18 protein-coding genes and 2 pseudogenes are annotated in these 22,560 nt (G+C 62.4%); 13 read left to right on the top strand and 7 right to left on the bottom strand.

Annotation, left to right across the window (positions count from 1 at the left end):
• The first annotated feature begins 56 nt into the window (after positions 1 to 56).
• The 3 genes from AC1MDC_RS14505 (at position 57) to AC1MDC_RS14495 (ending at position 1,748) form a co-directional block, all read left to right on the top strand.
• On the top strand, positions 57 to 707 hold the full coding sequence (locus AC1MDC_RS14505; RefSeq protein WP_480393227.1) for an AraC family transcriptional regulator: 651 nt from the start codon (positions 57 to 59) through the stop codon (positions 705 to 707).
• A gap of 15 nt (positions 708 to 722) precedes the next feature.
• Entirely contained in the window at positions 723 to 1,247 is a 525-nt protein-coding gene (locus AC1MDC_RS14500; RefSeq protein ID WP_085700781.1) for a hypothetical protein, read from the top strand.
• A gap of 126 nt (positions 1,248 to 1,373) precedes the next feature.
• Entirely contained in the window at positions 1,374 to 1,748 is a 375-nt protein-coding gene (locus AC1MDC_RS14495; protein WP_227235393.1) for a response regulator, read from the top strand.
• Positions 1,749 to 1,892: 144 nt separating this feature from the next.
• Here the strand turns inward: AC1MDC_RS14495 and AC1MDC_RS14490 are convergent, their stop codons facing one another.
• Positions 1,893 to 2,843, bottom strand: coding sequence for an MBL fold metallo-hydrolase (locus AC1MDC_RS14490; RefSeq protein WP_085703866.1), 951 nt, complete (start codon positions 2,841 to 2,843; stop codon positions 1,893 to 1,895).
• A 266-nt stretch (positions 2,844 to 3,109) separates the two neighbouring features.
• Between AC1MDC_RS14490 and AC1MDC_RS14485 the strand changes: the two genes are divergently transcribed.
• The 3 genes from AC1MDC_RS14485 to AC1MDC_RS14475 all read left to right on the top strand — a co-directional run bounded on the left by AC1MDC_RS14485 (position 3,110) and on the right by AC1MDC_RS14475 (position 6,076).
• Positions 3,110 to 4,129, top strand: a complete 1,020-nt coding sequence (locus tag AC1MDC_RS14485) for a GlxA family transcriptional regulator (RefSeq protein ID WP_085703865.1) — start codon at positions 3,110 to 3,112, stop codon at positions 4,127 to 4,129.
• A 148-nt stretch (positions 4,130 to 4,277) separates the two neighbouring features.
• Positions 4,278 to 4,652: a response regulator transcription factor gene (locus tag AC1MDC_RS14480; RefSeq protein WP_170929793.1), complete on the top strand. Its 375-nt coding sequence runs from the start codon at positions 4,278 to 4,280 to the stop codon at positions 4,650 to 4,652.
• 221 nt (positions 4,653 to 4,873) lie between these two features.
• Positions 4,874 to 6,076, top strand: coding sequence for an NAD(P)/FAD-dependent oxidoreductase (locus AC1MDC_RS14475; RefSeq protein WP_480393226.1), 1,203 nt, complete (start codon positions 4,874 to 4,876; stop codon positions 6,074 to 6,076).
• An 84-nt stretch (positions 6,077 to 6,160) separates the two neighbouring features.
• Here the strand turns inward: AC1MDC_RS14475 and AC1MDC_RS14470 are convergent, their stop codons facing one another.
• From AC1MDC_RS14470 to AC1MDC_RS14460, 3 genes are all read right to left on the bottom strand, one after another.
• Positions 6,161 to 11,287: a trifunctional serine/threonine-protein kinase/ATP-binding protein/sensor histidine kinase gene (locus tag AC1MDC_RS14470; protein ID WP_480393254.1), complete on the bottom strand. Its 5,127-nt coding sequence runs from the start codon at positions 11,285 to 11,287 to the stop codon at positions 6,161 to 6,163.
• Between the two features lie 237 nt (positions 11,288 to 11,524).
• Positions 11,525 to 12,442, bottom strand: coding sequence for a LysR family transcriptional regulator (locus AC1MDC_RS14465; RefSeq protein ID WP_085700787.1), 918 nt, complete (start codon positions 12,440 to 12,442; stop codon positions 11,525 to 11,527).
• A 100-nt stretch (positions 12,443 to 12,542) separates the two neighbouring features.
• Positions 12,543 to 13,742 carry an MFS transporter gene (locus AC1MDC_RS14460; RefSeq protein ID WP_480393225.1) on the bottom strand — a complete coding sequence of 400 codons (1,200 nt, stop codon included), beginning with the start codon at positions 13,740 to 13,742 and terminating at the stop codon, positions 12,543 to 12,545.
• Between the two features lie 308 nt (positions 13,743 to 14,050).
• On the opposite strand from AC1MDC_RS14460, the gene AC1MDC_RS14455 reads away from it, so the two are divergent.
• The 4 genes from AC1MDC_RS14455 to AC1MDC_RS14440 all read left to right on the top strand — a co-directional run bounded on the left by AC1MDC_RS14455 (position 14,051) and on the right by AC1MDC_RS14440 (position 19,285).
• A complete protein-coding gene (locus tag AC1MDC_RS14455; RefSeq protein WP_480393224.1) occupies positions 14,051 to 15,316 on the top strand; it encodes a c-type cytochrome in 1,266 nt (421 codons plus the stop codon).
• Positions 15,313 to 15,786: a (2Fe-2S)-binding protein gene (locus tag AC1MDC_RS14450; RefSeq protein WP_266200548.1), complete on the top strand. Its 474-nt coding sequence runs from the start codon at positions 15,313 to 15,315 to the stop codon at positions 15,784 to 15,786. The genes AC1MDC_RS14455 and AC1MDC_RS14450 overlap by 4 nt, the downstream gene beginning before the upstream one ends.
• Positions 15,783 to 18,020 (top strand): xanthine dehydrogenase family protein molybdopterin-binding subunit, encoded by a 2,238-nt coding sequence (locus tag AC1MDC_RS14445; RefSeq protein ID WP_480393223.1) that lies wholly within the window; start codon positions 15,783 to 15,785, stop codon positions 18,018 to 18,020. The genes AC1MDC_RS14450 and AC1MDC_RS14445 overlap by 4 nt, the downstream gene beginning before the upstream one ends.
• Positions 18,021 to 18,169: 149 nt before the next feature.
• Positions 18,170 to 19,285 carry an alkene reductase gene (locus tag AC1MDC_RS14440; RefSeq protein ID WP_480393253.1) on the top strand — a complete coding sequence of 372 codons (1,116 nt, stop codon included), beginning with the start codon at positions 18,170 to 18,172 and terminating at the stop codon, positions 19,283 to 19,285.
• 63 nt (positions 19,286 to 19,348) lie between these two features.
• Here AC1MDC_RS14440 and AC1MDC_RS14435 read toward each other — a convergent pair whose 3' ends face one another.
• The gene (locus AC1MDC_RS14435; RefSeq protein ID WP_480393222.1) at positions 19,349 to 19,774 is read right to left on the bottom strand and encodes a cupin domain-containing protein; all 426 of its coding nucleotides are present in this window, start codon (positions 19,772 to 19,774) and stop codon (positions 19,349 to 19,351) included.
• 174 nt (positions 19,775 to 19,948) lie between these two features.
• Between AC1MDC_RS14435 and AC1MDC_RS14430 the strand changes: the two are divergent.
• Positions 19,949 to 20,083, top strand: a pseudogene (locus AC1MDC_RS14430) (thioredoxin domain-containing protein); the annotation flags it as partial.
• Positions 20,084 to 20,177: 94 nt separating this feature from the next.
• Here the strand turns inward: AC1MDC_RS14430 and AC1MDC_RS14425 are convergent.
• Positions 20,178 to 20,366 (bottom strand): annotated as a pseudogene (locus AC1MDC_RS14425) (hypothetical protein); the annotation flags it as partial.
• Between the two features lie 156 nt (positions 20,367 to 20,522).
• Between AC1MDC_RS14425 and AC1MDC_RS14420 the strand changes: the two are divergent.
• Together AC1MDC_RS14420 and AC1MDC_RS14415 are read left to right on the top strand one after the other, a co-directional pair.
• Positions 20,523 to 21,119, top strand: coding sequence for a paraquat-inducible protein A (locus AC1MDC_RS14420; RefSeq protein WP_085703858.1), 597 nt, complete (start codon positions 20,523 to 20,525; stop codon positions 21,117 to 21,119).
• Positions 21,116 to 21,787 carry a paraquat-inducible protein A gene (locus AC1MDC_RS14415; protein ID WP_085703857.1) on the top strand — a complete coding sequence of 224 codons (672 nt, stop codon included), beginning with the start codon at positions 21,116 to 21,118 and terminating at the stop codon, positions 21,785 to 21,787. Before AC1MDC_RS14420 ends, AC1MDC_RS14415 begins: the two co-directional genes overlap by 4 nt.
• A gap of 11 nt (positions 21,788 to 21,798) precedes the next feature.
• Here AC1MDC_RS14415 and AC1MDC_RS14410 read toward each other — a convergent pair whose 3' ends face one another.
• On the bottom strand, positions 21,799 to 22,548 hold the full coding sequence (locus AC1MDC_RS14410; RefSeq protein ID WP_085700797.1) for an SDR family NAD(P)-dependent oxidoreductase: 750 nt from the start codon (positions 22,546 to 22,548) through the stop codon (positions 21,799 to 21,801).
• Positions 22,549 to 22,560: the final 12 nt, after the last annotated feature.

The raw sequence follows: 22,560 nt of genomic DNA, 5'->3' as shown, positions 1-22,560 counted from the left end.
CTACTCAACGCACAAACCCCGACCCCGAATCCGAAAATCCGCTACGAGAACGAACCGTGGTTTTCGTGGCGTATCCGCAAATGGGCCTGCTGGATCTGACCGGTGCCCAGACCGTCTTATGGGCGGCAAGCTGCAGACTGGCGCAACTCGGCTTGCCCGGTTACGCCTTGCACACCGCAAGCCTGCATGGCGGGCCGGTGCAGACCGGCGAAGGCCTGGTGGTGCAAACCCGGCGGCTGGATGAGCTAAGCGGCGAGCCGATCAATACGCTGATCGTTCCGGGCTCGGCATCCATTCGCCAGGCCATGCTCGACAACGCGCCGCTGGTGGACTGGTTGCGCGTCACCTCAGCCACGGCCAGCCGTACAACGTCGGTATGCAGCGGCGCATTTTTCCTGGCTCAGGCGGGACTGCTCGACGGCCTGCGCGTGGCGACACACTGGCTGATGGCTGACACGTTCGAGCGGCTGTTTCCAAAGGTCGAACTGGATCGCGAAGCCATCTTCGTTCGCCAGGCATCGGTGTGGACTTCGGCCGGGGTCAGCGCGGGAATCGATCTTGCACTGGCACTGGTCGAGGCCGACAACGGCCGTGATGTGGCCATGCAGGTTGCCCGGCGTATGGTCGTTTACTACCGGCGCCCGGACAACCAGGAACAGTGGAGTCCGCTGTTGCACTCACAACATTCAATCGCGCTCGAGCGCTAGCTGGAGACGGTGGTCATGAACGCACCGCACAAACTGCTCCTGGTCAGTCACCCGCCCTGCGTCAGCCGCTACGGCACGCACACATCGCTATGCACCGCTGAGCGCGTGGAGATCATCGACGCGTTGACGCAGACTCTTGGCGCTACGCTGAATATTCTGGCGCGACTCAAACACAGCCAGCAGACATTGCGCACCGTCAGTTTCTTACCGGTGCAGACACTGTTGCGCAGGTTGCTGAATGCCAATACCCGATACGCCGACTTTCTCGTCACCGGCATCACGGATCTGGGTGGCCATGCCCAGCGTGACGCGCTATACCGCCTCAATGACGCGGCAGAACCGTTGTGTTTCGCCGACTGCCTGAAAGGCATTGATCGCGCCATACGCCGGCTCGGGGCCGCCGACGCCTTGTTCCGCGACTGTCGCGCCAGTGCAATTGCCAATAACGACTACGCCAGCCGACAATTTTTTGAAGCCTGCATTCGGCATAACGGTTACTTTCTTTCGTTAATCAACAACCACTTGTTTGCTGAACATTAATTAACTGTCGCAACTAACAAAAAAACCGACCAAACATACCCACGTATACTATTCCACAACTTTTGAAGGCGTATCTTGCAAGTATGGCGGGCGCTACAGCCACCCGCAAAGACGCAAGGTTTCCCCATGTTCAACTCAGCTATTATTTCAGTTGTCGATGATGACGAACTTGTTCTGGTTTCACTGGACAGCTTGTTGCGGTCTTGCGGTTATACAGTCAAGACGTTCACCAGCGCGTTTGCTTTTCTTGAATCAAGCGCGCCAGAGCAGACCGGGTGCCTGATCTCCGACATTCAGATGCCCGGCATGTGCGGGGTCGAAATGTACGAGGCGCTGGCGGCCAGGAAGATCCACATTCCGACTATTTTCATCACCGGCAAGCCGGGCCTGCCCCCTGAGTTCAGCAGCCGTGTGAAGACGCCGGAGGGCTATTTCTCCAAACCGTTCCATACCGACGCACTGCTGGCCTGCATCGAACAGGCCCTGATGCGCCGACGTTGAGCGGCCCCCTCGAACAAGGCGATGCAGAGCTGCCGCTGCCCGATCGATAAACCTCAAAGCAAAAAAAGGCCCCGCAAGCTCATCACTTGCGGGGCCTGACTTTTAGCGAGGCCGGCCAAATGCAGCCGGGCCGCCGACAGCCGATCAGTAATCCCAGAACGCTGCAATCCAGCGGAACGCGTCACCATCGACCGCTACTCGGCCCACCGAAGGGAACGGCAGGTGCGTGGCGACAAACCACTCACCGCTCGCCGCCGCCTCGCGCATCAGACGCACGCGCACCCGCACCGATTCTTCAGGGTCATGCTCGAAGCCGTTGTGCCATTCCGGGTGTTCGAAGGCCACCGGAAACAAGGCATCGCCGGCAAAGGTCAGGCGTTCACCGCCGGAGTTGACGTAAACAATGCTGTGGCCCGGCGTATGCCCACCGGTCAGCTTCACCACCACGCCCGGCGCCACCTCGTATTCATCGTCGAAAGTGCGCACCCGGCTCCGGTAATCGTTGATGAACTGATTGGCTGTCGCGCGCAGAACGTCAGGCACCGGCGCCGGCATCTCGGTCTGGGTGAAGTCCGGAGTTTCCCAGAACTCGACTTCTTTCGCTGAAACATGGATCCGCACATCCGGACGCAGCCGGCTCTTCACTTCGTCGACCAGCAGGCCGCCGACATGGTCCATGTGCATGTGCGTGATCACGATGTCGGTCACCGCTGCCAGATCAATGCCGGCCGCTTCCAGCCGTTTCGGCAGCTGGCCGGCCCGGGGAAAGCCGGGAAACTGCCCGCCCAGTCCGGCGTCGACCAGGATGATCTGCTCGCCGCTGCGCACCACCAGCACGTTGAGTGCCCAGTCGAACGCGTCCGGCCCCAGAAACATGTCCTTGAACCAGGCGGCGCGAGCCTGCGGGTCAGCATTGGTCGACATGGTCGAGGTCGGCAGCGGCAGGACGCCATCGCTGATCACCACCACGTCGATGTCGCCGACCTGCAGTGCGTAGCGCGAAGGCACCAGCTCCTGAGCCTGGCCGAAATTCGAGGTGAATGGCAGGCTGGTGGCTGAGTGGGTTTGTTGGGAGTGATTCAGATAGGTAGACATGGTCGCTTTCCTGTTGGCTGAGTCGAAATTGCTCGGAGCAATGCCGCAAGAGCGGCATAAAGCTCCTTAAAAGCGAGTGTGCATCGCGACCCTGACGACCAATACCATACGCGGGTATAGGGATTGCGCCGGATCGAGCGAGTACGGCCGGCGCTGAAGTGGCTGCGTCCCATACCAATGTATATTCGCGCTGGCGCCCGCAAACGCGGACACTAGGGCACACCGGATCGTCGAAAACTGGCGGTCACCAAGCCCTCAAAGCCGTCATGAACTCAATTTTTCATCACCCCGACCCACTCACCTGTCTGCTCGCACAGCCGCGCACGCTGGTGTTCCTGGCCTATCCGCAAATGGGCTTGCTGGACCTGACCGGCGCACAGACCGTGTTCTGGGCAGCGTCCAAAGCCAGGGCCGAACGCGGCCTGCCTGGCTACGCGATGCACACCGCAAGCCTCGCCGGCGGATTGATCGCCACCGCCGAAGGGCTGGCGGTCAACACCGTCCCACTGAACACCTTTGACGAAACCGCAATAGATACCCTGATCGTGCCCGGTGCACCGAACATCCGGCAGGCCATGCTCGACAACGTTGCGCTGGTGGACTGGTTGCGCGCGGCGTCGGTTAAGGCGGGACGCACCGCTTCGGTGTGCAGCGGCACCTTTCTGCTGGCCCAGGCCGGGCTGCTGGAAGGGTTGCGCGCGACCACCCACTGGGGGATGTGCGACATGCTCAAGGGTGGTTTTCCCAGTGTCGATGTCGACCTTGATGCGATCTACATCCAGCAAGGCAAGGTCTGGACTTCCGCCGGGGTCACCACCGGAATCGACATGGCGCTGGCACTGGTCGAAGCCGATTGCGGCAGGGCCATAGCTCTACAGGTCGCGCGGGAGCTGGTGGTTTTTCTCAAGCGGCCCGGCGGTCAGGCGCAGTTCAGCCAGTTGCTGCAATCACAGATCGACGACCGCGGCAGCTTCGACGAACTGCACCTGTGGATCAGCGAAAACCTCGGCGACACGGGCCTGAACGTCGAAACCCTGGCCCGACAGGCACAGATGAGCCCGCGCAATTTCGCTCGGGTCTACAAACGCAAGACCGGTCGCACACCGGCGAAGGCGCTTGAGCTGTTTCGCCTGGAAGCGGCGCGACGGATGCTCGAAGACTCCCAGCGCAACATCGACCAGATCGCGCAGTTGTGCGGGTTCGGCGACGAAGAACGCATGCGCGACACCTTCTACCGTCATCTCTCGGTCTCGCCTCGGGAATACCGCAGCCGATTCTCGCGCTGACGCCACACACCGCAAGGGCATCGGGCTCGCAGGCGTTCAAATACTGTCGCTATACACACGTATAAGTACGCCGCCGGATCGAGCGGCGTATCGTGCGGCAATGGCGGGCGTCCTCGACGGGCTACCCGAGATCAGCCCTGGTAAAGCAATGTCCCACACCGCTGTTGTTTCGGTTGTCGATGATGATGAATCCGTGCGCATGGCGCTGGACAGCCTGTTGCGCTCTCACGGCTACAGCGTGCGGCTGTACCCGAACGCCGAGGCTTTTCTGGCGATGACCGCACCGCCCCGCCCCGGCTGCATCATCTCGGATATCCAGATGCCCGGACTGTCCGGCATCCAGATGTACGACGCACTGTGCGCCCGAGGCCTGCGCATCCCGATCATTTTCATCACTGGCTACCAGGGCCCACCGCCAAAGGTCAACGCAGCATTTCCCGAGCCGCTCGCCTACTTCCCGAAACCCTTTCCCTGCGGCGAACTCATCACCTGCATCGAAAGCGCGTTCAATCGCACCGTTTGAATGCCCTCTTCCTATACCTGTGTATACCCGCCTCACACCTAAGCATGTCGGCGCTGACCCTATGTAGAAGTGTTCCGCCGCGCCTTCCTCGATAGCATTTTCTCCAGCGAATCGAACCGGTTCTGCGGTTGCTCACAACAACCTGCTTCGTGCAGACCGGGAGACGGTCACGCGTGAACAGTCAAGTCGTTCAACGATCAGAATTTCTCAGGAGTCATCCGATGAAACAGCACATTTTAGTGATAGGCGCAGGATTTGGTGGAGTCTGGAGCGCCTTGAGCGCCGCACGACTGCTGGACCAGCATGATCGTAACGACGTGCAGATCACCGTCCTGGCGCCCCAGGCAGAACTGCGTATCCGCCCACGCTTCTACGAGCCGAACGTCCACAACATGAAGGCGCCGCTGGGTGAACTGTTCGATGCGGTCGGCGTGAGATTCGTCAAAGGCATCGCCGACAACATCGACACCCAAAGCAAGCAGGTGACCTACAGCGATGCCTTCGGCGCGCAAGGCAAGCTGAACTATGACCGGCTGGTATTGGCCGCCGGCAGTCGCGTGATTCGCCCACCGCTCAAAGGCATGATCGAACACGCTTTCGATGTCGACCAGATAGAAGAAGCTGCCCGCCTCGAAGCCCATATCAAATCCTTGAAGAACCAGCCGTCGAGCGCTGCGCGAAATACCGTGGTGGTCGCCGGTGGTGGTTTTACCGGGATCGAAACCGCCACCGAAATGCCCGCCCGCCTGCGTGCCGCTCTGGGTGACGATGCGCCGATCAGAGTCATCGTAGTGGATCGTTCGCCGCAAATCGCCGCGACGTTGGGTGAAGGCATTCGCCCTTCCATCGTGGAAGCTTCCAGGGAGCTGGGCATCGAATGGATAGTCGACGCCTCGGTCGCCTCGGTCGATGCCGGCGGCGTGACCCTGGCCGACGGCCAACGTATCGAATCCAGCACCGTCGTCTGGACCGTTGGTTTCCGCGCCAGCCCGCTCACCGAACAGGTGCCGGGCAGCCGTGATCCGCAAGGGCGCCTGCACGTCGACGGCCACTTGAAAGTGCTGGGGCATGTGGATGTCTTCGCTGCCGGCGACGTCGCTTATGCCGCCACGGATGATCTCGGAAACTACGCCGCGATGTCCTGCCAGCATGCGATCAGCCTGGGCCGTTATGCCGGCAACAATGTGGCGGCTGACCTGATCGGTGTCGCGCCGATGACCTACAGCCAGCCCAAGTACGTGACCTGCCTTGACCTCGGCGCCTGGGGCGCCGTGTTCACCGAGGGCTGGGACCGTCAATTGAAACTGGTCGGGCAAGAAGCCAAAGACCTCAAGACTCAGATCAATACCGTTTGGATCTACCCACCGGCCGCCGATCGTGCAACCGCACTGGCCGCTGCCGACCCGTTGATTCCGGTGGCCTGATCCCGCGACGCTTGACCCTTCTCTACTGCTGCGCGCATTCCCAGGCGCCCGCCACGGTTTTTTTGGCGGGCGCTTTTTTTCTGCTCACGGAAGCAGAACGGAATCGGCCGGCAAGACAAACTGCACGACGGCACCGCACGGCTGATTGGCCTCGATCCACAATTGACCGCCATGGGTCTCGATGATCGAACGGCAGATCGACAGCCCCATGCCCAGCCCCGTGGGTTTGGTGGTGTAGAACGGCGTAAACAGCTGCCCGATCGAATGCGCGCCGAACCCCGGCCCCGAATCGCTGACACACACCCACACCTGCTCCGCTTCATTGGCTTGCGTGCGGATGCGCAGCTCTCCTTTGACGACACCTGCACCGCTCATGGCTTCCAGTGCGTTCATCACCAGATTGAGCACCACTTGCTGCAACTCGACCCGATCGCCATCGACCCGTGGCAAACCGGCCGCCATCTGCGCCTCGACCGAAACCCCGGCCTTCTGCGCCTGGCTCCGGGTGATCTCGATGACTTCGCCAATCACCTCATTGAGGTTGACCGGCTCCTTTGGCTGAGGGGCCTTGCGAATCAGCCCGCGAATACGATCCAGCACCTCACTGCCCCGATGGGCATCCCTGACGATCCGCTCCAGGCACAGGCGGGTTTCTTCGAGGTTCGGTGGCGCCGCACCCGACCAGCGCAGCGCTGCCTGGGCGCTGGCGAGTGTCGAGGCCAGCGGCTGGCTGACTTCATGGGCAATCGAGGCCGCGAGTTGCCCCATGGTCGCGACGCGGCAGGCATGGGCCAGCTCAGCCTGTATCTCGCGATAACGCTGCTCGCTTTCGCGGCTTTTGACCTCGCGCTCGGCGACATCGCGGTACAGGCGTGCATTGACCAGCGAGATCGCCGCCTGTGAGGCGATCAGCCTCAGCGAGGCGATCCGTGAGGGGCTGAACACCCGCGAAGTCAGGTTGTTTTCCAGATACAGCACGCCGATCAGTTTCGCCTGATTGAGCAACGGCAGGCAGAGTACCGAGCGCACGCGATGCTGGCGAACATACGGGTCGGCCGCGAACGATGGTTCGGCCAAGGCATCAGCCAGTACCAGGTTTTCCTGAGTGCGCAGCACCTGGTTCAGGACCGACTCCGGCAACAGCCTCGCAGCCACCGGCGCATCGCGCAGATCCAGTTGCGTCGCGTCGTCACGAGTGATCGCCTCGGCGACGATCCGCTGCTTTCCCTGCTCCGTCAGGATCAGCACGCCACGCTGCGCGCCGGCCTGTTCGATTGCGGTGCGCATGATCATGTCGATCAGCTTTTCGAGGACGATTTCACTGGAGGCCGCTTGCGACACCTTTAACACGGTCGCAAGGTCCAGGTGCTCCACCGGCGTGGCGATGGTACTGGTGGGACCGGGCAGCGGTTTTTCGACCCGCAGGAACGTGTGCTCGGCCTCCAGTTGTCGCACTTTGCCCTCGGCGCCCCAGCGCTGATAGCCGTAGCGCGCATCCTGAAGATAGACCCGGGCAATCTTGTGCAGCCCGCGGTTTTCATAGAAACGCGCGGCGAGCTCGTTGGCCAGCGCTTCGATATGCAGGAAGCCGCTGCGCTGAGCTGATTCGATTGCGTGTTCGAAGCAATGCTCGGCCTCTGGCAGCCGGCCCTCCAGACGGGCAATTTCACCCGCCAGCAATGCGGCGTGGCTGGCGAAATTGTCCGGGCAGAGTTCGGCCCAGACCTGCAATTGCCGGTGTTGCGCGGTGATGACGTCGAGTTGCGCCTGCCGTTCACCGGCGGGCCTGGTGCTGCACAGGGCAGCGAGGGTCAAGGCCTGGTAGAAGCAATATTCGGCTTCCTCAAGAAACGAGTGCGATGACCTGAGCAATTGTCGAGCGGCGGCGCCGGCCTCTGCCGCTGCTTCGTAGTGGCCGGCGAAATAACAGGCCTGCATGGTGCGAATCCAGTGCCAGCAAATGGCAACCAATGAGGTCTGGTGATCCTCGCAGTGGCGCTCGGCAAATGCGCCCGGGCCGATGCTGCCGAAAGTTGGCGTCTGGCCCCGGAGCATCCGGATAAACGCCAACTGCGTTTCGATGAAGTCGATGACCACGCCGAACCCGATTTTTCTGGCGTAAGCCAACCCGCGCTCGGCCTCCTCATGCAATTCGGCCAGGGGTTCGCCGGTGGCCAACAGGTTGGAGACCCGGCTGTTGCCGGTAAACGCGGCAATCGGCAGATCACCAGTGCGGTTCGCCACTTCAAATATACGGGCCAAAGGCTCAAGGCAGGTTCGTATCGGTTGAGCCCAGCGTTTGGCAAACAACCAGAACGCCAGTTGCGTACGTGCCTGATAGCGTTCCAGATCGCGCCGTTCGACCAGTCGACAGCCCAGCTCGGCGAACGCCACGCCGGCCGGATAGTCCGCAAACCGCCGCCCGGCGATCCGCGACACGTTGGCATAGGCCACGCACGAAGCATCGCTGTTGCCGTATTCAATGCTCAGATTGATCGCCCGGCACATGGCCAGGCCCGGAAGATTGCCGTCCATATGGACCGCTGCAACGATCAGCTTGGTCAGGGCTTCAAGAGTGGCAAGCGCGGTTTCATCCACCATGGGCGGCAGATCGATCAATGCTTCGATAGGACGCTCGCCGAGCCTTTGCCCGATCTGCCGGTATTCGTCACGCACCTCGTCGTCATCGGGATGAGGCGACCACTCGATCCCCAGATAACGCAGGAAAGCCAGGCAGACCGTCACCGCGTTGTCGCTCTGATTCAGAACCAGGTAGAGATCCGCTTGCAGGCAGGCGACCCGGGTGCGTTCGATCAGCGTCAGCGCACGGCGTGACAATTGCCGCAGACGCGCTTCGGCGCTCCCCAACTGGCGGGTAAGGAATTCGCAAAAGGCCCGGCCGGACTCCAGCGCAAACATCAACTCACGCTGATGTTCCCAGCCGCCCTCGCCCAGCAGCGCTGCGCCCTGGGCGAAGTACGTCAGCGCCGAAGCATAGGCCGTTGACGCTCTGGCCCGTTCGCCCGCCAGCAGGTTCAATTGCGACAGGTGTTCGCGCTCCTGTTGTCGATTCATCAGCGCGGCACCTCGATTGAGTTGGCCGACCATCTCGAAAATCTTTTCTGCATGCTTGTCTGCCGGCGTCTTCTCCACCAGCGAACGTCCGATCCGCAGGTGATGCTGCGCACGGGCAGCCTCATCAATCAGCAGATACGCCGCTTCCTGGACCCGATCGTGAACAAACCCATAAGTGCTGTCCTGACGCGTGATCAATTCATGACGAACCGCCGGCCACAACACCCCGTGAACCTCTGCGACAGGCAAGTCCAGAACGGTAGACAGGGAGGCGACATCGGCGAGGTTGCCCAGGCACGCCAGTTGCTGCAACGCCTGCTGCGTTTCAGCGGGCAGCCGTGCCATCTTGTCGAGCATCAGGTCGACCACATTGTCGGTGTAGCCCCTGGTGTGTATGCGCTGTGCGTCCCAGACCCATTGCCGGCGGTCATGATCGAAAGTCAGCAGATCCTGTTCGACCAGGGTTTGCAGGAACTGAATGACGAAGAAAGGATTGCCCTGCGTCTTGTCCAGAATCAGCTGCGCGAGCGGCGCGATGTACGACGGCTCGGAGCGCGATGACTCGGCGATCAACTGCTCGATGTGCGATCGGGCCAGCGGCAACAGGGTGATCTCATGTACCCGCCCCCCAGCCGCTTTGATGGCGCTCAACCGGGTGGTCAACGGATGCGAGGCATCCACCTCATTGCTGCGGTAAGCGCCGATCAGCATCAAGTGCTGCAAGTGGGAATGCGTCAGCAGTTCCTCCAGCCAATTGAGTGTCGCGACATCCAGCCATTGCAAATCATCCAGAAACAGCACAAGTGGATGTTCGGCGCGGGCAAACACGCCGATAAACCGTCGCAATACCTGCAAGAACCGGCGTTGCGCCTGTGGCGGCTCCAGGTCTGCTACCGGCGGCGTATCGCCGATGATCAGTTTCAGCTCCGGAATCAGGTCGCTCACCAGCCGCGCCTCGGCGCCCAGCGCTTGTCGCAGCGCGTTGCGCCACTCGGCCATTTGCGAATCGCTCTGGCCCAGAAGCGTGCGCACCAGCCCTTGGAACGCCTGGGCCAGAGTCGAGTAAGGTACGTCGCGTTTGTACTGGTCGAACTTTCCGCTGGCGAACAACCCGCGCACCGGCACCAGGGTTTGATGCAGCTCGTGGACCACCGAGGATTTACCGATGCCCGAATAGCCGCAAACCAGCACCAGCTCCGGTCGGTGGCTGACGGCAATCCGTTCGAACGCGGCAATCAGCGTCTGGACTTCGGGCTCTCGGCCGTAGAGCTTTTCGGGGATCAGCAAACGGTCGCACGTCCCCTGCTCGTCCAGCGCAAACTCGTCCATATTCTGCAGGTGCCAGCCTGCCAGACAACGGCGCAGATCCTGCTCGACGCCAAGCGCAGACTGATAGCGCTCCTCGGCGGTCTTGGCCAGCAGCTTCATGACGATTCGCGACAGCATCTCGGGCACCGTCGCCACGCGCGCACTCGGCGACATCGGCGTACGCGCGATATGGCAATGCAGCCATTCCATCGGATCGGCAGCGCTGAACGGCAGCGACCCGGTGAGCATTTGATAGAGCGTGACGCCGAAGGCATAGAGGTCGCTGCGCGAATCCACCAAGCGGTTCATCCGGCCCGTCTGTTCCGGGGCCATATAGGCCAGAGTCCCGGACAACGTTTCTGGCGGTTCCGCGGGCTGCCGTTCCCGGGGCAGACGCGATGCGAGGCCGAAACCGGTGAGTCGGGCGTGCCCATAGGGGCAGTTCACCAGAAGGTGAGCGGGCTTGATGTCTTTGTGAATCAGGCCACGTCGATGCAACTTGCCCAGTGCAACCGCCACGCTGATGGCCAGCGGCAGAAACGTCGCAACGTCCAGGGGTGCCGTCAGCAAACGGGCCAGCGGCACGCCGCCCGGGTCTTCGAGCACCAGCTGCAGGCGGCCCTCGTCATGCAACAACTCAAGGGGACGGGCAGCCCAGTCGCTCTCCAACTGGTCTTTCAGGGAAAACTCATGGGCAAGCCGCTCGACGCTAGCGCCCGAAGGTTGCTCCGTAGCGAGCGAGGCGATCAGGACATCAACCTCATGACCGCCAGAAGCACGTCTGCCCCGCAGGAGAATGCGTTCTGCGTCGTCCCACAGCATCTGCATGCCTTCATTCATCGCCGTCGCAGCCGTTGGTAATCGCTGGATCATGGGGCACCGTTACCTGTATGCCGTTTGGCACCCTTTGCTAACCGTAGCTGAGGGAAAGGCAGGGAGAAAAACCAACGAAAATCTTTGCAGTAAAACCGACGCGCGGCAATCAAACGAAGGTGTTAAGGGAATGGACCACGACCGGCGCGACAAACCTGACCCACCGGCAACGCAGCGACAGTAAACGGCAATCTAGCGCTGACTCGATGGCTGCGCCGCCAGAATCTCTTCCAGAAAGTCGATGAACACATTGATACGACTGGAGCCCCGATGATTGGGCAGGTACAACGCATTGATGCAGCAGCTCGCATTACCGGGGTTGACTTCATACCCTGCCAGCAGCCGCGTCAACCGACCCGCCTCGACATCGGCGCGCACCAGCCAGTCGGCCAGCAGGGTCACCCCGCGCCCCGCCACCGCTGCTTCGCGCAGGATGTCGGCGTTGTTGCTTTGCAGGCGGCCGTGCACATTGAGCTGGATGGTTTCCTCGTCGCCCTGGAATGTCCAGTGCTGGTGCGAACCACCGTAGTCGAAGCGCAGGCATTGATGCTCAAGCAAATCGCGCGGATGCAAAGGCGCAGCGTGATGAGTCAGGTAATCCGGACTCGCCACCACCCAGCGCTGGAAGCCGCCCACGCGCTTGCTGACGATATCGTCACTAACCACCGACGATCCCAGTCGCACCGAGACATCGATCTGCTCGCTCAGCAGATCGCTGACCTGATCGCTCAACGACACACTGACTTCCAGCCCCGGATGGCGGTCGAGCAAAACCCCCAGTTGCGGTGCAATGATCTGGCGACCGAACTCGACCGGCACGCTGATGCGCAGCCGGCCCTGCGCCTCGCTGCCACGGTCGGCGACAACCGCGTCGGCCTCGTCGATGGCATCGAGAATGGCCACCGCTTTCTCGAAATAGGTTTGGCCGGCGACCGTCACGCTGGTGTTGCGTGTCGTGCGATTGAGCAGGCTGGCGCCCAGCTCGTTTTCCAGCCCCGCCACCTGGCGTGTCACCGAAGAGGTGGAGATGCCGAGTTTGCGCGCCGCCGAGGAATAACCACCGCAACGGACGGTTTCAACGAACATCTTCAGTGCCAGCAACTTGTCCATAAGTGGAGCCCGATCGAAAGGAAACGGTGATGATTGTGCATCACCGTTCGCCAATCGTCTTGTAAGACCGTGCTTGATCGGACCTACCGGTGTCTGAGGCTCAGGCATCGGTCTTGCGGCTCAGAAACATCGCCAGGGCCAGCGCCGGGAGCAACGCCACGGTCACGGCGGACAGGTTCCAGCCGAAATGCTCGTAGAGCGGACTTGCGACCAGCGACCCCAGCGCGCCGCCGACGAAGATGCTGGTCATGTACACGGCATTCAGGCGGGCCCGGCTGTGCGGATCGATGGCGTACACCTCGCGCTGACCCAGAACCATGTTCAGTTGCACGGCGAAGTCCAGCAGCACCGCGCAAACCACCAGCCAGACATAACTGCTACCCGGCAGCGCGGCGATCAGCAAGGAGGCTGGCGCCAACAACAGTGCAACGAGCGTCCCGCGCCGACCGTGCCCGGCATCGGCCAACCGCCCGGCAATCGGCGCTGCAACCGCGCCGACGGCGCCGACCAGTGCAAAAATCGCCACCTGTGCCTGACTGAAACCGTGGTGCCGCATCAGCTCGATCGGTGCGAGGGTCCAGAACAGGCTGAAGCTGGCGAACAGCAAGCCCTGATACAGCGAACGCTGACGCAGGACAGCGTGCCGACGGGCCAGTGCAAACACCGAACCGATCAGCGCCACATACGTCGCCTGATGAGTCGGGACGCGGCGCGGCAAGGCAATCGCCGTGACCAGGGCGATGACGGCCATCAGCGCCGCTGCGCTGAAAAACACCCCGCGCCAGCCGAACACTTCCACCAACAGACTCGACAGTGGCCGCGACAGCAGAATGCCCAGCAACAGGCCGCTCATGATGTTGCCCACCACCCGCCCGCGGCTCGCCTCGGGCGCCAGATGCGCGGCCAGCGGCACCAGGATCTGTACCGCCACCGAAGTGAGGCCGATCAGCAACGACAGGACAAGGAACATCGACGGCGAATGCGTCAGACCGGCGCACAACAGCGTCACACTCGCCGCGAGGGTGAAGCCCACCACCAACCGACGGTTTTCCATCAGATCGGCCAGCGGCACCAGCAACAGCAGGCCCAATGCATAACCGAACTGCGTGAGTGAAACGATCAGACTGGCATGGGCACTGGACAGGCCGATTTGCGGCGCGATCAGTTCGACGATCGGCTGAGCGTAATAAAGGTTGGCCACGACCGCGCCGCAGCAGAATGCCAGGAACGCGACCATCAGGCCGGAAAGAGAAGCGGATTGTTCGGCCTTGGCCGCCGCTGCCGGATTGCCCGTAAGCATGATGACACCTCGATGAGTTTGGAAAGTGACGCCAAGGCTAGGGGCTGCGCCGGCATTCGAGTATCCATCTGCCGGGCAATTGAGTGATGCGCCAAGTGCAACGGTCCCCAGGCGTTGCACTTGGCGCAACGTGCTATTGCGCGGTCTGGCAATACTCGGACGGATGCACCTTCTCTACCCTTGGGCACTTGGCGCAGGGCTTTGCATCGGCGCCCTTTCCCGCTCTTTCAAGGAGTTGTCGAGATGCCGAATCCGTTCTTCACGCCCACCGCGTGCCTCTTGGGCAAATGCTCATGAACGGCCACTTCATGAGATCCAGAGCGCTGTGGATCAGCGCGGCAGCCCTCGCGTCGATCGGTGCAATCGCGGCCCTGGCGCTGATGTGGCGTCCGGCAATCGCGCCGGTCGAGCGTCCGCAAACCTTCGACTCCGCCCAACTGCAACGCGGCGCGCGCGTCGTCGAGGCGGGCGATTGTGCGGTGTGTCATACGCGGCCCGGCGGCCAATACCTGGCCGGCGGACTGCCGCTGGTGACACCGTTCGGTACCCTCTACAGCACCAACATCACCCCGGATCCACAGACCGGCATCGGCCAGTGGTCGTTGCCGGCCTTTGAGCGGGCGATGCGTGAAGGCATCTCGCGCGACGGCCACTTCCTGTACCCGGCCTTCCCTTACATTCATTACCGGCGCATGAGCCAGGACGACATCGCCGACGCCTATGCGTACCTGATGAGCGGCCCCGCCGTGGACTCGCCGCCACAACAGAACCGCATGAACTTCCCGATGAACATCCGGCCATTGGTGTCGTTCTGGAACCTGCTGTTCCTGCACGCGAAGCCATTGACGCCGGTAGCGCAGCAATCGCAGGCGTGGAATCGCGGGAGTTACCTGGTCGAAGGTCCGGGTCACTGCGCGGGCTGTCATTCGCCGTTGAACCTGATCGGTGCCGAGAAGTCCGGCGAAAGCCTGGCGGGCGGCAGCGTGGATGGCTGGGACGCGCCGTCACTGCTGGGCATGGCGCACCGGGCAAACCCGTGGAGCCGCGAACAACTGGTGAGTTACCTGCGGGGCGACGTGGTCGACGGACACGGCACGGCGGCGGGCCCGATGCGCCCGGTCAGCCTCGGTCTGGCGCGCCTGCCCGCGGAAGATGCCCAGGCGATTGCCGAATACTTGCTGAGTCTGCCGGCGAAAACTGCAATCAGCGAGACTCCGAACGTCAGCGCCAGCACGGAACCTGCGGATCGCTCCTCTGGCGCGCTGCTGTTCGCCAGTGCCTGCGCCGGCTGCCATGCCCAAGGCGCGCCGATGCGTGAAATCGACGGTCGTCCGGCACTGGATCGAACCTCGGCGTTGCAAGCCGCCAGCCCGCGCAACTTTTTGAAAACCGTACTCGAAGGCATCCCGGCAGAACCCGGCCATCCGGGCCCGGTGATGCCCTCGTTCGCCGCCAGTCTCGACAACGCTCAACTCACTGTTCTGGCGACCTGGCTGCGCCATCAAGCCAACGCCGAGCAACCCTGGACCGACCTTCCTGCCACCCTCCAAGCGCTACGTCAGGAGACGAAATGACTCAGATCACCCTCAACGTCAACGGATCCTCCCAGGCTCTCGAGCTGGAACCCGACATGCCGCTGCTCTATGCGCTGCGCAATCACCTGGGCCTGAACGGCGCCAAGTATGGGTGTGGCCTGGGCCAATGCGGCGCCTGCACCGTCATCGTCGATGACAAACCGGTGTTTTCCTGCCTGACACCCTGCGCCGGTCTCGAGGGCAAAAAGGTTCGGACGGTCGAAAGCCTGGGAACCGCCGAACGCCCCGGTTCTCTGCAACAAGCGTTCATCGATAAACAGGCCGCTCAATGCGGTTACTGCATCGCCGGCATGTTGATGCGTGCGCAGTCACTGCTCGAAAGCAATCCGCATCCCGACGAGCAGACCATTCGCGAACACATGGCAGGCAACCTGTGCCGCTGCGGCACACACTTGCGCATCATAGAGGCGATCAGCCTTGTCGCCCGGCAGAACGGGAGCGCGCAATGACGACAATCAACGAGGTCGATCACAGTCGCCGTGCGTTCCTGCGCGGGGGCGCTCTGCTGGTGGCGTTTGCTCTGGTGCCGGTCGCGCGCCGCGCCCTGGCCGACACCGAAGTCGATACCCTGGGCACAGTCGTGCTGGCGCCGGACCTGCCCGGCAGCCTGCGCACCAACCCTTGGCTCGATGCCTGGATTCGCGTCGGCGCTGACGGCATCACCGTCTACACCGGCAAGGTCGAACTGGGCACCGGAGTCAAAACCGCGTTGCTGCAAATTGCCGCTGAACGCCTGGAGGTCTCGCCGACAGCAATCAACCTGCTCACCGCCGACACCGCACTGACACCGAACGAAGGCTACACCGCCGGCAGCCACACGATTTTCGACAGTGGCACCGCGTTGTTCAACGCGGCGGCACAGGTGCGCGAGATGCTGCTGGAATCGGCCGGGCGCAGCTGGAACGTTGCGCCGGCACTGCTGACGACTCGGGACGGTTTCATTCTCGGTCCGACCGGGCAGCGCATGTCCTACGCCGATGCGGTCCAGCATGTCGATCTGCACCGCTATGCAAAATCCGAGTCGCCCTCGATGCCGCCGAGTTCATTCAAGCTCATCGGCCATTCGCTGCCCCGCCTGGATATTCCGGGCAAAGTCAGCGGCGGCGCCGCCTTCGTGCAGGACATTCGCCTGCCGGGCATGCTCCACGCCCGGGTCATCCGCCCGCCGCGTCCCGGCAGCACGCTGGAAACCATCGATATTGAATCGATCCAGGCGCTGTCCGGCGTGGTGCAGGTGATTCGCGACGGCAATTACCTGGCCGTGGTGGCGCGGGACGAATGGCAAGCGATCAAAGCCATGCGCCACGGATACGCTTCAGCACGCTGGAGCGGCGGACAGGCGATCCCCGAATCGCGGGACATCCACACCTTGCTCAAACGCCTGCCATCACGGCGTTATCCGATCAGCCATGAAGGTACGTCCCTGGGCGCGACCGACATCGAATATCGCGCCCGCGTGACCAAGCAATATCTGATGCATGGCTCCATCGGACCGTCCTGCGCCGTGGCCTGGTTCAAGGACGGTGCCCTCACCGTCTGGACCCACACCCAGGGCGTGTATCCGCTACGTGCCGGGATTGCCGAAATGCTGCGGCTGCCACCCGAGCGCGTGCGCTGCATCCACACCGAAGGTTCCGGCTGTTACGGCCACAACGGCGCAGACGATGCAGCGGCCGATGCCGCGTTGATTGCGATGCGCGTGCCGGGCACGCCGGTGCGGGTGCAATGGATGCGCGAGCAGGAAAACCTCTGGGAGCCCTACAGCTCGGCGATGGTCACCGAAGTGCAAGCCAGCCTCGACGCCCAGGGTCGTCTGCAAGACTGGAACTATGAGCTGTGGACCACGCCACACAACGAGCGCATCGTCAACGCCGGGCGCTTGTTGCCCGCACGCCTGCTGGCCCGGCCGTTCACCTCCGCACCCTCGGTGCCGATCGCTCAGCCCGAAGGCGATGGCGATCGCAACGCCGTGCCGCTGTACACCGTGGCCTCCTCGCGGATCGACATGAACTTCGTTACCGAGATGCCGTTCCGCACTTCTGCCATGCGCTCGCTGGGGGCGCACATCAACGTCTTCGCCATCGAAGCCTGTATCGACGAGATGGCCGCCAAGGCCGGAGTTGATCCGGTTGCCCTGCGTCTGGCGCACCTGACCGATCCCCGGGCAAGGGCCGTTGTCGAGCAAGTTCGCGATGCCGTCGGCTGGCCACAAAAAAGCAGCGAACCCGGCGCGGGCATTGGCTTTGCGTTCGCGCGCTACAAAAACATCATGGGCTACTGCGCCATCGCCGTGCGCCTGCAAGTGCATCCGCAGACCGGCGAAGTGCAGATCGATCACGTCGTCACAGCGGTGGACGTGGGGCAGATCGTCAGTCCCGATGGCCTGCGCAACCAGGTCGAGGGCGGGATCGTTCAGTCCACCAGTTGGACGCTGTATGAAAAGGTCGCCTATGACGCCGGCGGCATCCGCAGCTACGACTGGAGCGGCTACCCGATCCTGCGCTTCTCGCAAGTGCCCAGGAAGGTCGACGTTCACCTGCTCGACCAGCCGGGGCAACCGTTTCTGGGGGCCGCCGAAATCGTTCAGGGCCCCATGGCGGCAGCCATCGGCAACGCCGTGGCGAACGCCACCGGACGGCGCTGGTTGAACCTCCCTCTGACCCGCTCACAACAGCCTTCCTGAGTCGCGCCCTGTTGCATTTCACGCAATGCAGCGTGGCGTCGCGGGTGGATTATCAAGCGCCGGACAGCCGCTTAACGTAGGGCCATCCGGTGCCGGAGCCAATGTCCGACACCGCCCTGCCGACCCATTTCGAAGACTGGAGAACACCCATGACGCAGCATCTGTTCCGCCCCATCGCCCTCGGCCCCTACACACTTCCCCACCGGGTGGCGATGGCGCCGTTGACGCGCTCCCGTGCCGGGCAGCCGGGCGATATCCCGACAGCCATGAACGCCGAGTACTACCGCCAGCGAGCGAGTGCCGCGCTGATCATTACCGAGGCGACGCAGATTTCCCGTCAGGGTCAGGGTTATGCGTGGACGCCTGGCATCTACAGCAATGAACAGGTGCAAGCCTGGCGTGAAGTCAGCCGTCAGGTACACGAGGCCGGCGGGTTGATCTTCATGCAACTGTGGCATGTGGGCCGGGTATCGCACCCAAGCTTTCAAACGGACAACGCGCTGCCGGTGGCCCCCAGCGCATTGCCCGTACCGGGCAAGACTTTCATCGTCGATGCCGAGGGCAATGGTGTCTGGGGTGACGTGCCAGTGCCGCGCGCACTGCAGGTTTCGGAAATCGCCGACATCATCAACGACTACCGCCGCGCCGCACGCAATGCGCTGAACGCCGGGATGGATGGCGTGGAAATTCACGCCGGCAACGGCTATCTGCTGGACCAGTTCATCAACAGCAACAGCAACCAGCGCACTGACGGTTATGGCGGCACCCTGGAAAACCGCGCGCGTCTGTTGCTGGAAGTCGTGGCGGCGGTGGTCGACGAAGTCGGCGCTGACCGCGTCGGCGTGCGCCTGACGCCCATGGGCCGTTTCATGGGCATGGGCGATGAATCGCCGCAAGCCACATTCGGCTACATCGTGCGCTCGTTGAACCGCTGGAAACTGGCCTATCTGCATCTGGTCGAGCCGGCCGTGGTCGGCACCGTCAAGGACGAGAATTTCGACCCGCGCTGGGACGCGATCATCGCTCAGTTGCGTGAAGCGTGGGATGGCGTGTTGATGATCGCCGGCGGCTACGACCCCGAGTCGGCGGAACAGGCCCTGGCCGACGGTCGCGCCGACATCATCGCGTTCGGCCGACCGTTTCTGGCCAACCCCGATCTGCCTCGGCGAATCCGCGAAGGCCTGGCGCTCAACACACCGGACCCGAGCACGTTCTTTGGCGGCGATCAGCGTGGCTATACCGACTACCCGGTGCACGCCCACTGATACGCTGAACAGCGGACGCAAAAAGGCCTGCCAGATCGGCAGGCCTTTTCGTTTAAGCGACCGTTACTGCTTGAGAATCAACAAGGGCTCGCCCTTCTTGACGATATACGTCGCCAGCTCCGAACCCTTCTCGTTGCCGACATTCCTGGCGATATGCGCCACACCCGCCGGGATGAACAGCGAATCCCCCGCTTTGAGCGTCACCGGCGCCTGCCCGTCGAGCCGGTACTCGAACGTGCCGCTGATCACGTAAGCCACTTCCACACCCGGATGCGCATGGTTGGGCGACGTGACGCCCGGTTCGAAATCAACGCGAGCCTGAATCACCTCGCGATCCGCAGCGCCCAGGTCCTGATGCACCAGATCGGTACGGCTCAGGCCCTGCTGCCAGCTTTTCGCCGGGGCGGCGGATTGGGTGTCAGCCGCGTGGACAAGGCCGGTCATCGAAACAAGTACGGCGGCAGCGGTCATCAGAAGTGTACGGCGCATGGTGTTGCCCTCTTGGAAGTAGTGATGTGTCGGCACCTACTTTGTGCGAGGCATGTACGCGGGATGTGTCCTGAGGACGGGATTTGTTACCCGATTGTGTATGGCGGCGAGATGGATACACGGTCATACAAAGGGTTGGGCCAGCACCTGTGAAAGCCAGCTTCTGAACGCCACGATCTTCGCCAGGTCAATCCGAAGGGCTATCTGGCCGCGCTGATGCTGGACAAAGGTGAGGTGCTGACCGTAGGCCCGGAGATTCTGCAATACCTTGCCGACCTCCGTCGCGCAGTCAGGCGCCCGACTCCGGGTCGCTCGCCGGCAGGCCACGCGCTTCGCTGACTTCATCATCCTTGACGGGGCTCTGCGGGTCGGCGTTGGCGCTTGCTGAGCGGTTGCCGTCGTGTGGATGTTCAACCGCCACTGAATCGGTGGCGGCCACATCGCTCATGTCTTCCTCCAATGGCGCTTCATCGTCCGGAGGCAATGGGACTGGCGATTCATCCTTGCGGGGATCATGGCCGGTTTCATTGTCGGTGGTGCGGGTCACGGCCTGTTGCGAGCGGTTGCCGGGTGCATCTTCATCGATTTCCATGGGGCTCTCCTTTCTGCTACGGGATATGCGTACCTGAACGTATGAAACAAGCGCGTGATGGTTAGTGCCCCGTTTTGGACGAATGGCGCCCCGATTGCCGAATGCCCCGGCGCTTCTATAGTGAAAAGGTTCAAGCCCTCCTCCATCGAGCGCCCCATGGCCAGCACCGATCTACCGATCATCTGTGAGCATTGCGACTGCGTGTACGAAAAAGTCACGCTGGCCAAGCACCAGAAGACTCTCTGCGTGCGCTGCGGCGGCGTGCTCCAGCGCTACAACGGCCTGAGCGTGGAGCAACGTCTGGCCCTGAGTTTCACGGCGGCGATGCTGTGGCTGTTCGCCAATTTCTACCCGGTAATGAGCATCAGCATGAAGGGCCTGAAAAACAGCGCGACTCTGTGGGATTCAGTGTTGGCCCTGAGTCAGGGGCCGATCACCTTCATGGCGATGGTTGCGGCGATCTCGATCATCATCGCCCCGGCCTTTCAGTTGGTTCTGTTGATTTGGGTCTTGAGCTTCGCCCTCGCCTCGCGCCGTTCGCCGGGGTTCAAGCTGTGCATGCGCTGGCTGGAAACGTTGCGGCCATGGAGCATGCTCGAGGTGTGCCTGCTCGGCGCCATGGTCGCGGTGTTCAAACTGGCGGGGATGCTCGACGTGATTCCCGGCATCGGCCTGTTTGCGCTGGCCGTGCTCAGCCTGTTGCTGATCCGCATCGCCGGGCGCGACGTACGTGAACTGTGGGACATCCTGTGAAACGACCACCGACGGCAACCGAACTCAACCTGTGCCTGTGCCACAGCTGCGGGCTGGCCTGCGACATGACCGGCGAACCGCACCAATGCCCGCGTTGCGACGCACCGCTGCATCGGCGCAAGACCAATTCGCTTGCGCGCACCTGGGCCTACATGTTCGCCGCGCTGGCGTTCTACGTGCCGGCCAATCTGCTGCCGGTGATGAACACCACCCTGCTCGGCAACGGCGCCGACAGCACCATCATGAGCGGCGTGCTGGAGTTCTGGGATCACGGCGCGTGGGACATCGCCCTGATTATCTTCATCGCCAGCATCGCGGTGCCGGGAGTGAAATTCGTCGCGCTCACTTTGCTGCTGGTGACCGTGCAACGGGACAGCCATTGGGCGCGCAAGGAGCGTTCGAAGCTGTACCGCTTCGTCGAGCTGATCGGCTATTGGTCGATGCTCGATGTGCTGGTGGTTGCGCTGGTGGCGGCGCTGGTGAAATTCCAGGCACTGGGGGATATCGAACCACGCGTAGGGATTCTGTTCTTCGGCCTGGTGGTGGTGTTCACCATGCTCTCGGCGATGAGCTTCGATCCGCGTTTGATCTGGGACAACGCGCCGGACGAAGAAACGGAAGAACCCCGGCACTCGACTGAACAGGTGCCGGGGCATCAAGCGACTTGACTCAGATCTGATCAGATCTGCGCGGTGCCGCCGTCGACGAACAACTCGATGCCATTGACGAAGCTGCTGTCATCCGAGGCCAGGAACAACGCAGCCTTGGCAATCTCGCTCGGCTCGCCCAGACGCCCGATCGGCACGATCGACGCCAGTTGATCAAACAACCCTTGCGTGTGTTCCGCCGGCACCAGCCCTGCCAGACCTGGGGTGCGCACCGGGCCAGGGCTGATGGCGTTGACGCGGATGCGCCGTGGTTTCAGGTCCAGCAGCCACGACCGGGCGAAATTGCGCACCGCCGCTTTGCTCGCGCTGTAGACGCTGAAATTCTCAGTGCCCTGCACCGAAGTGGTCGATGAGGTCAGCAGAATCGAAGCGCCATCGCGCAGCAGCGGCAGTGCTTTCTGCACAGTAAACAGCGTGCCCTTCACATTGGCGCCGAAAATCCGGTCGAAGTGCTCTTCAGTGATCGAGCCCAGCGGCAGCATGTCTCCGCCGCCGGCGTTGGCGAACAGGATGTCGAGGTGCCCGGCCTTCGCGGCGATCTCGCTGTAGATGCGGTCCAGATCCTCCAGTTTTGCCACATCGCCCTGAATGCCGATGGCCCGTGGGCCGATGGCGGCGACCGCTTTGTCCAGCTCGGCCTGACGACGGCCGGTGATGAATACCGTGGCGCCCTGGGCGACGAATTCCTGCGCCGACGCCAGGCCGATGCCGGTGGTGCCGCCAGTGATCAGTGCGATTTTGCCTTCAAGTCTGTTGCTCATGATGAATCTCCA

This window comes from Pseudomonas sp. 1 (assembly GCF_056626735.1).
The sequence above is the reverse complement of the archived record's forward strand: the minus strand, read 5'-3'. Positions and strand labels throughout refer to the sequence as shown.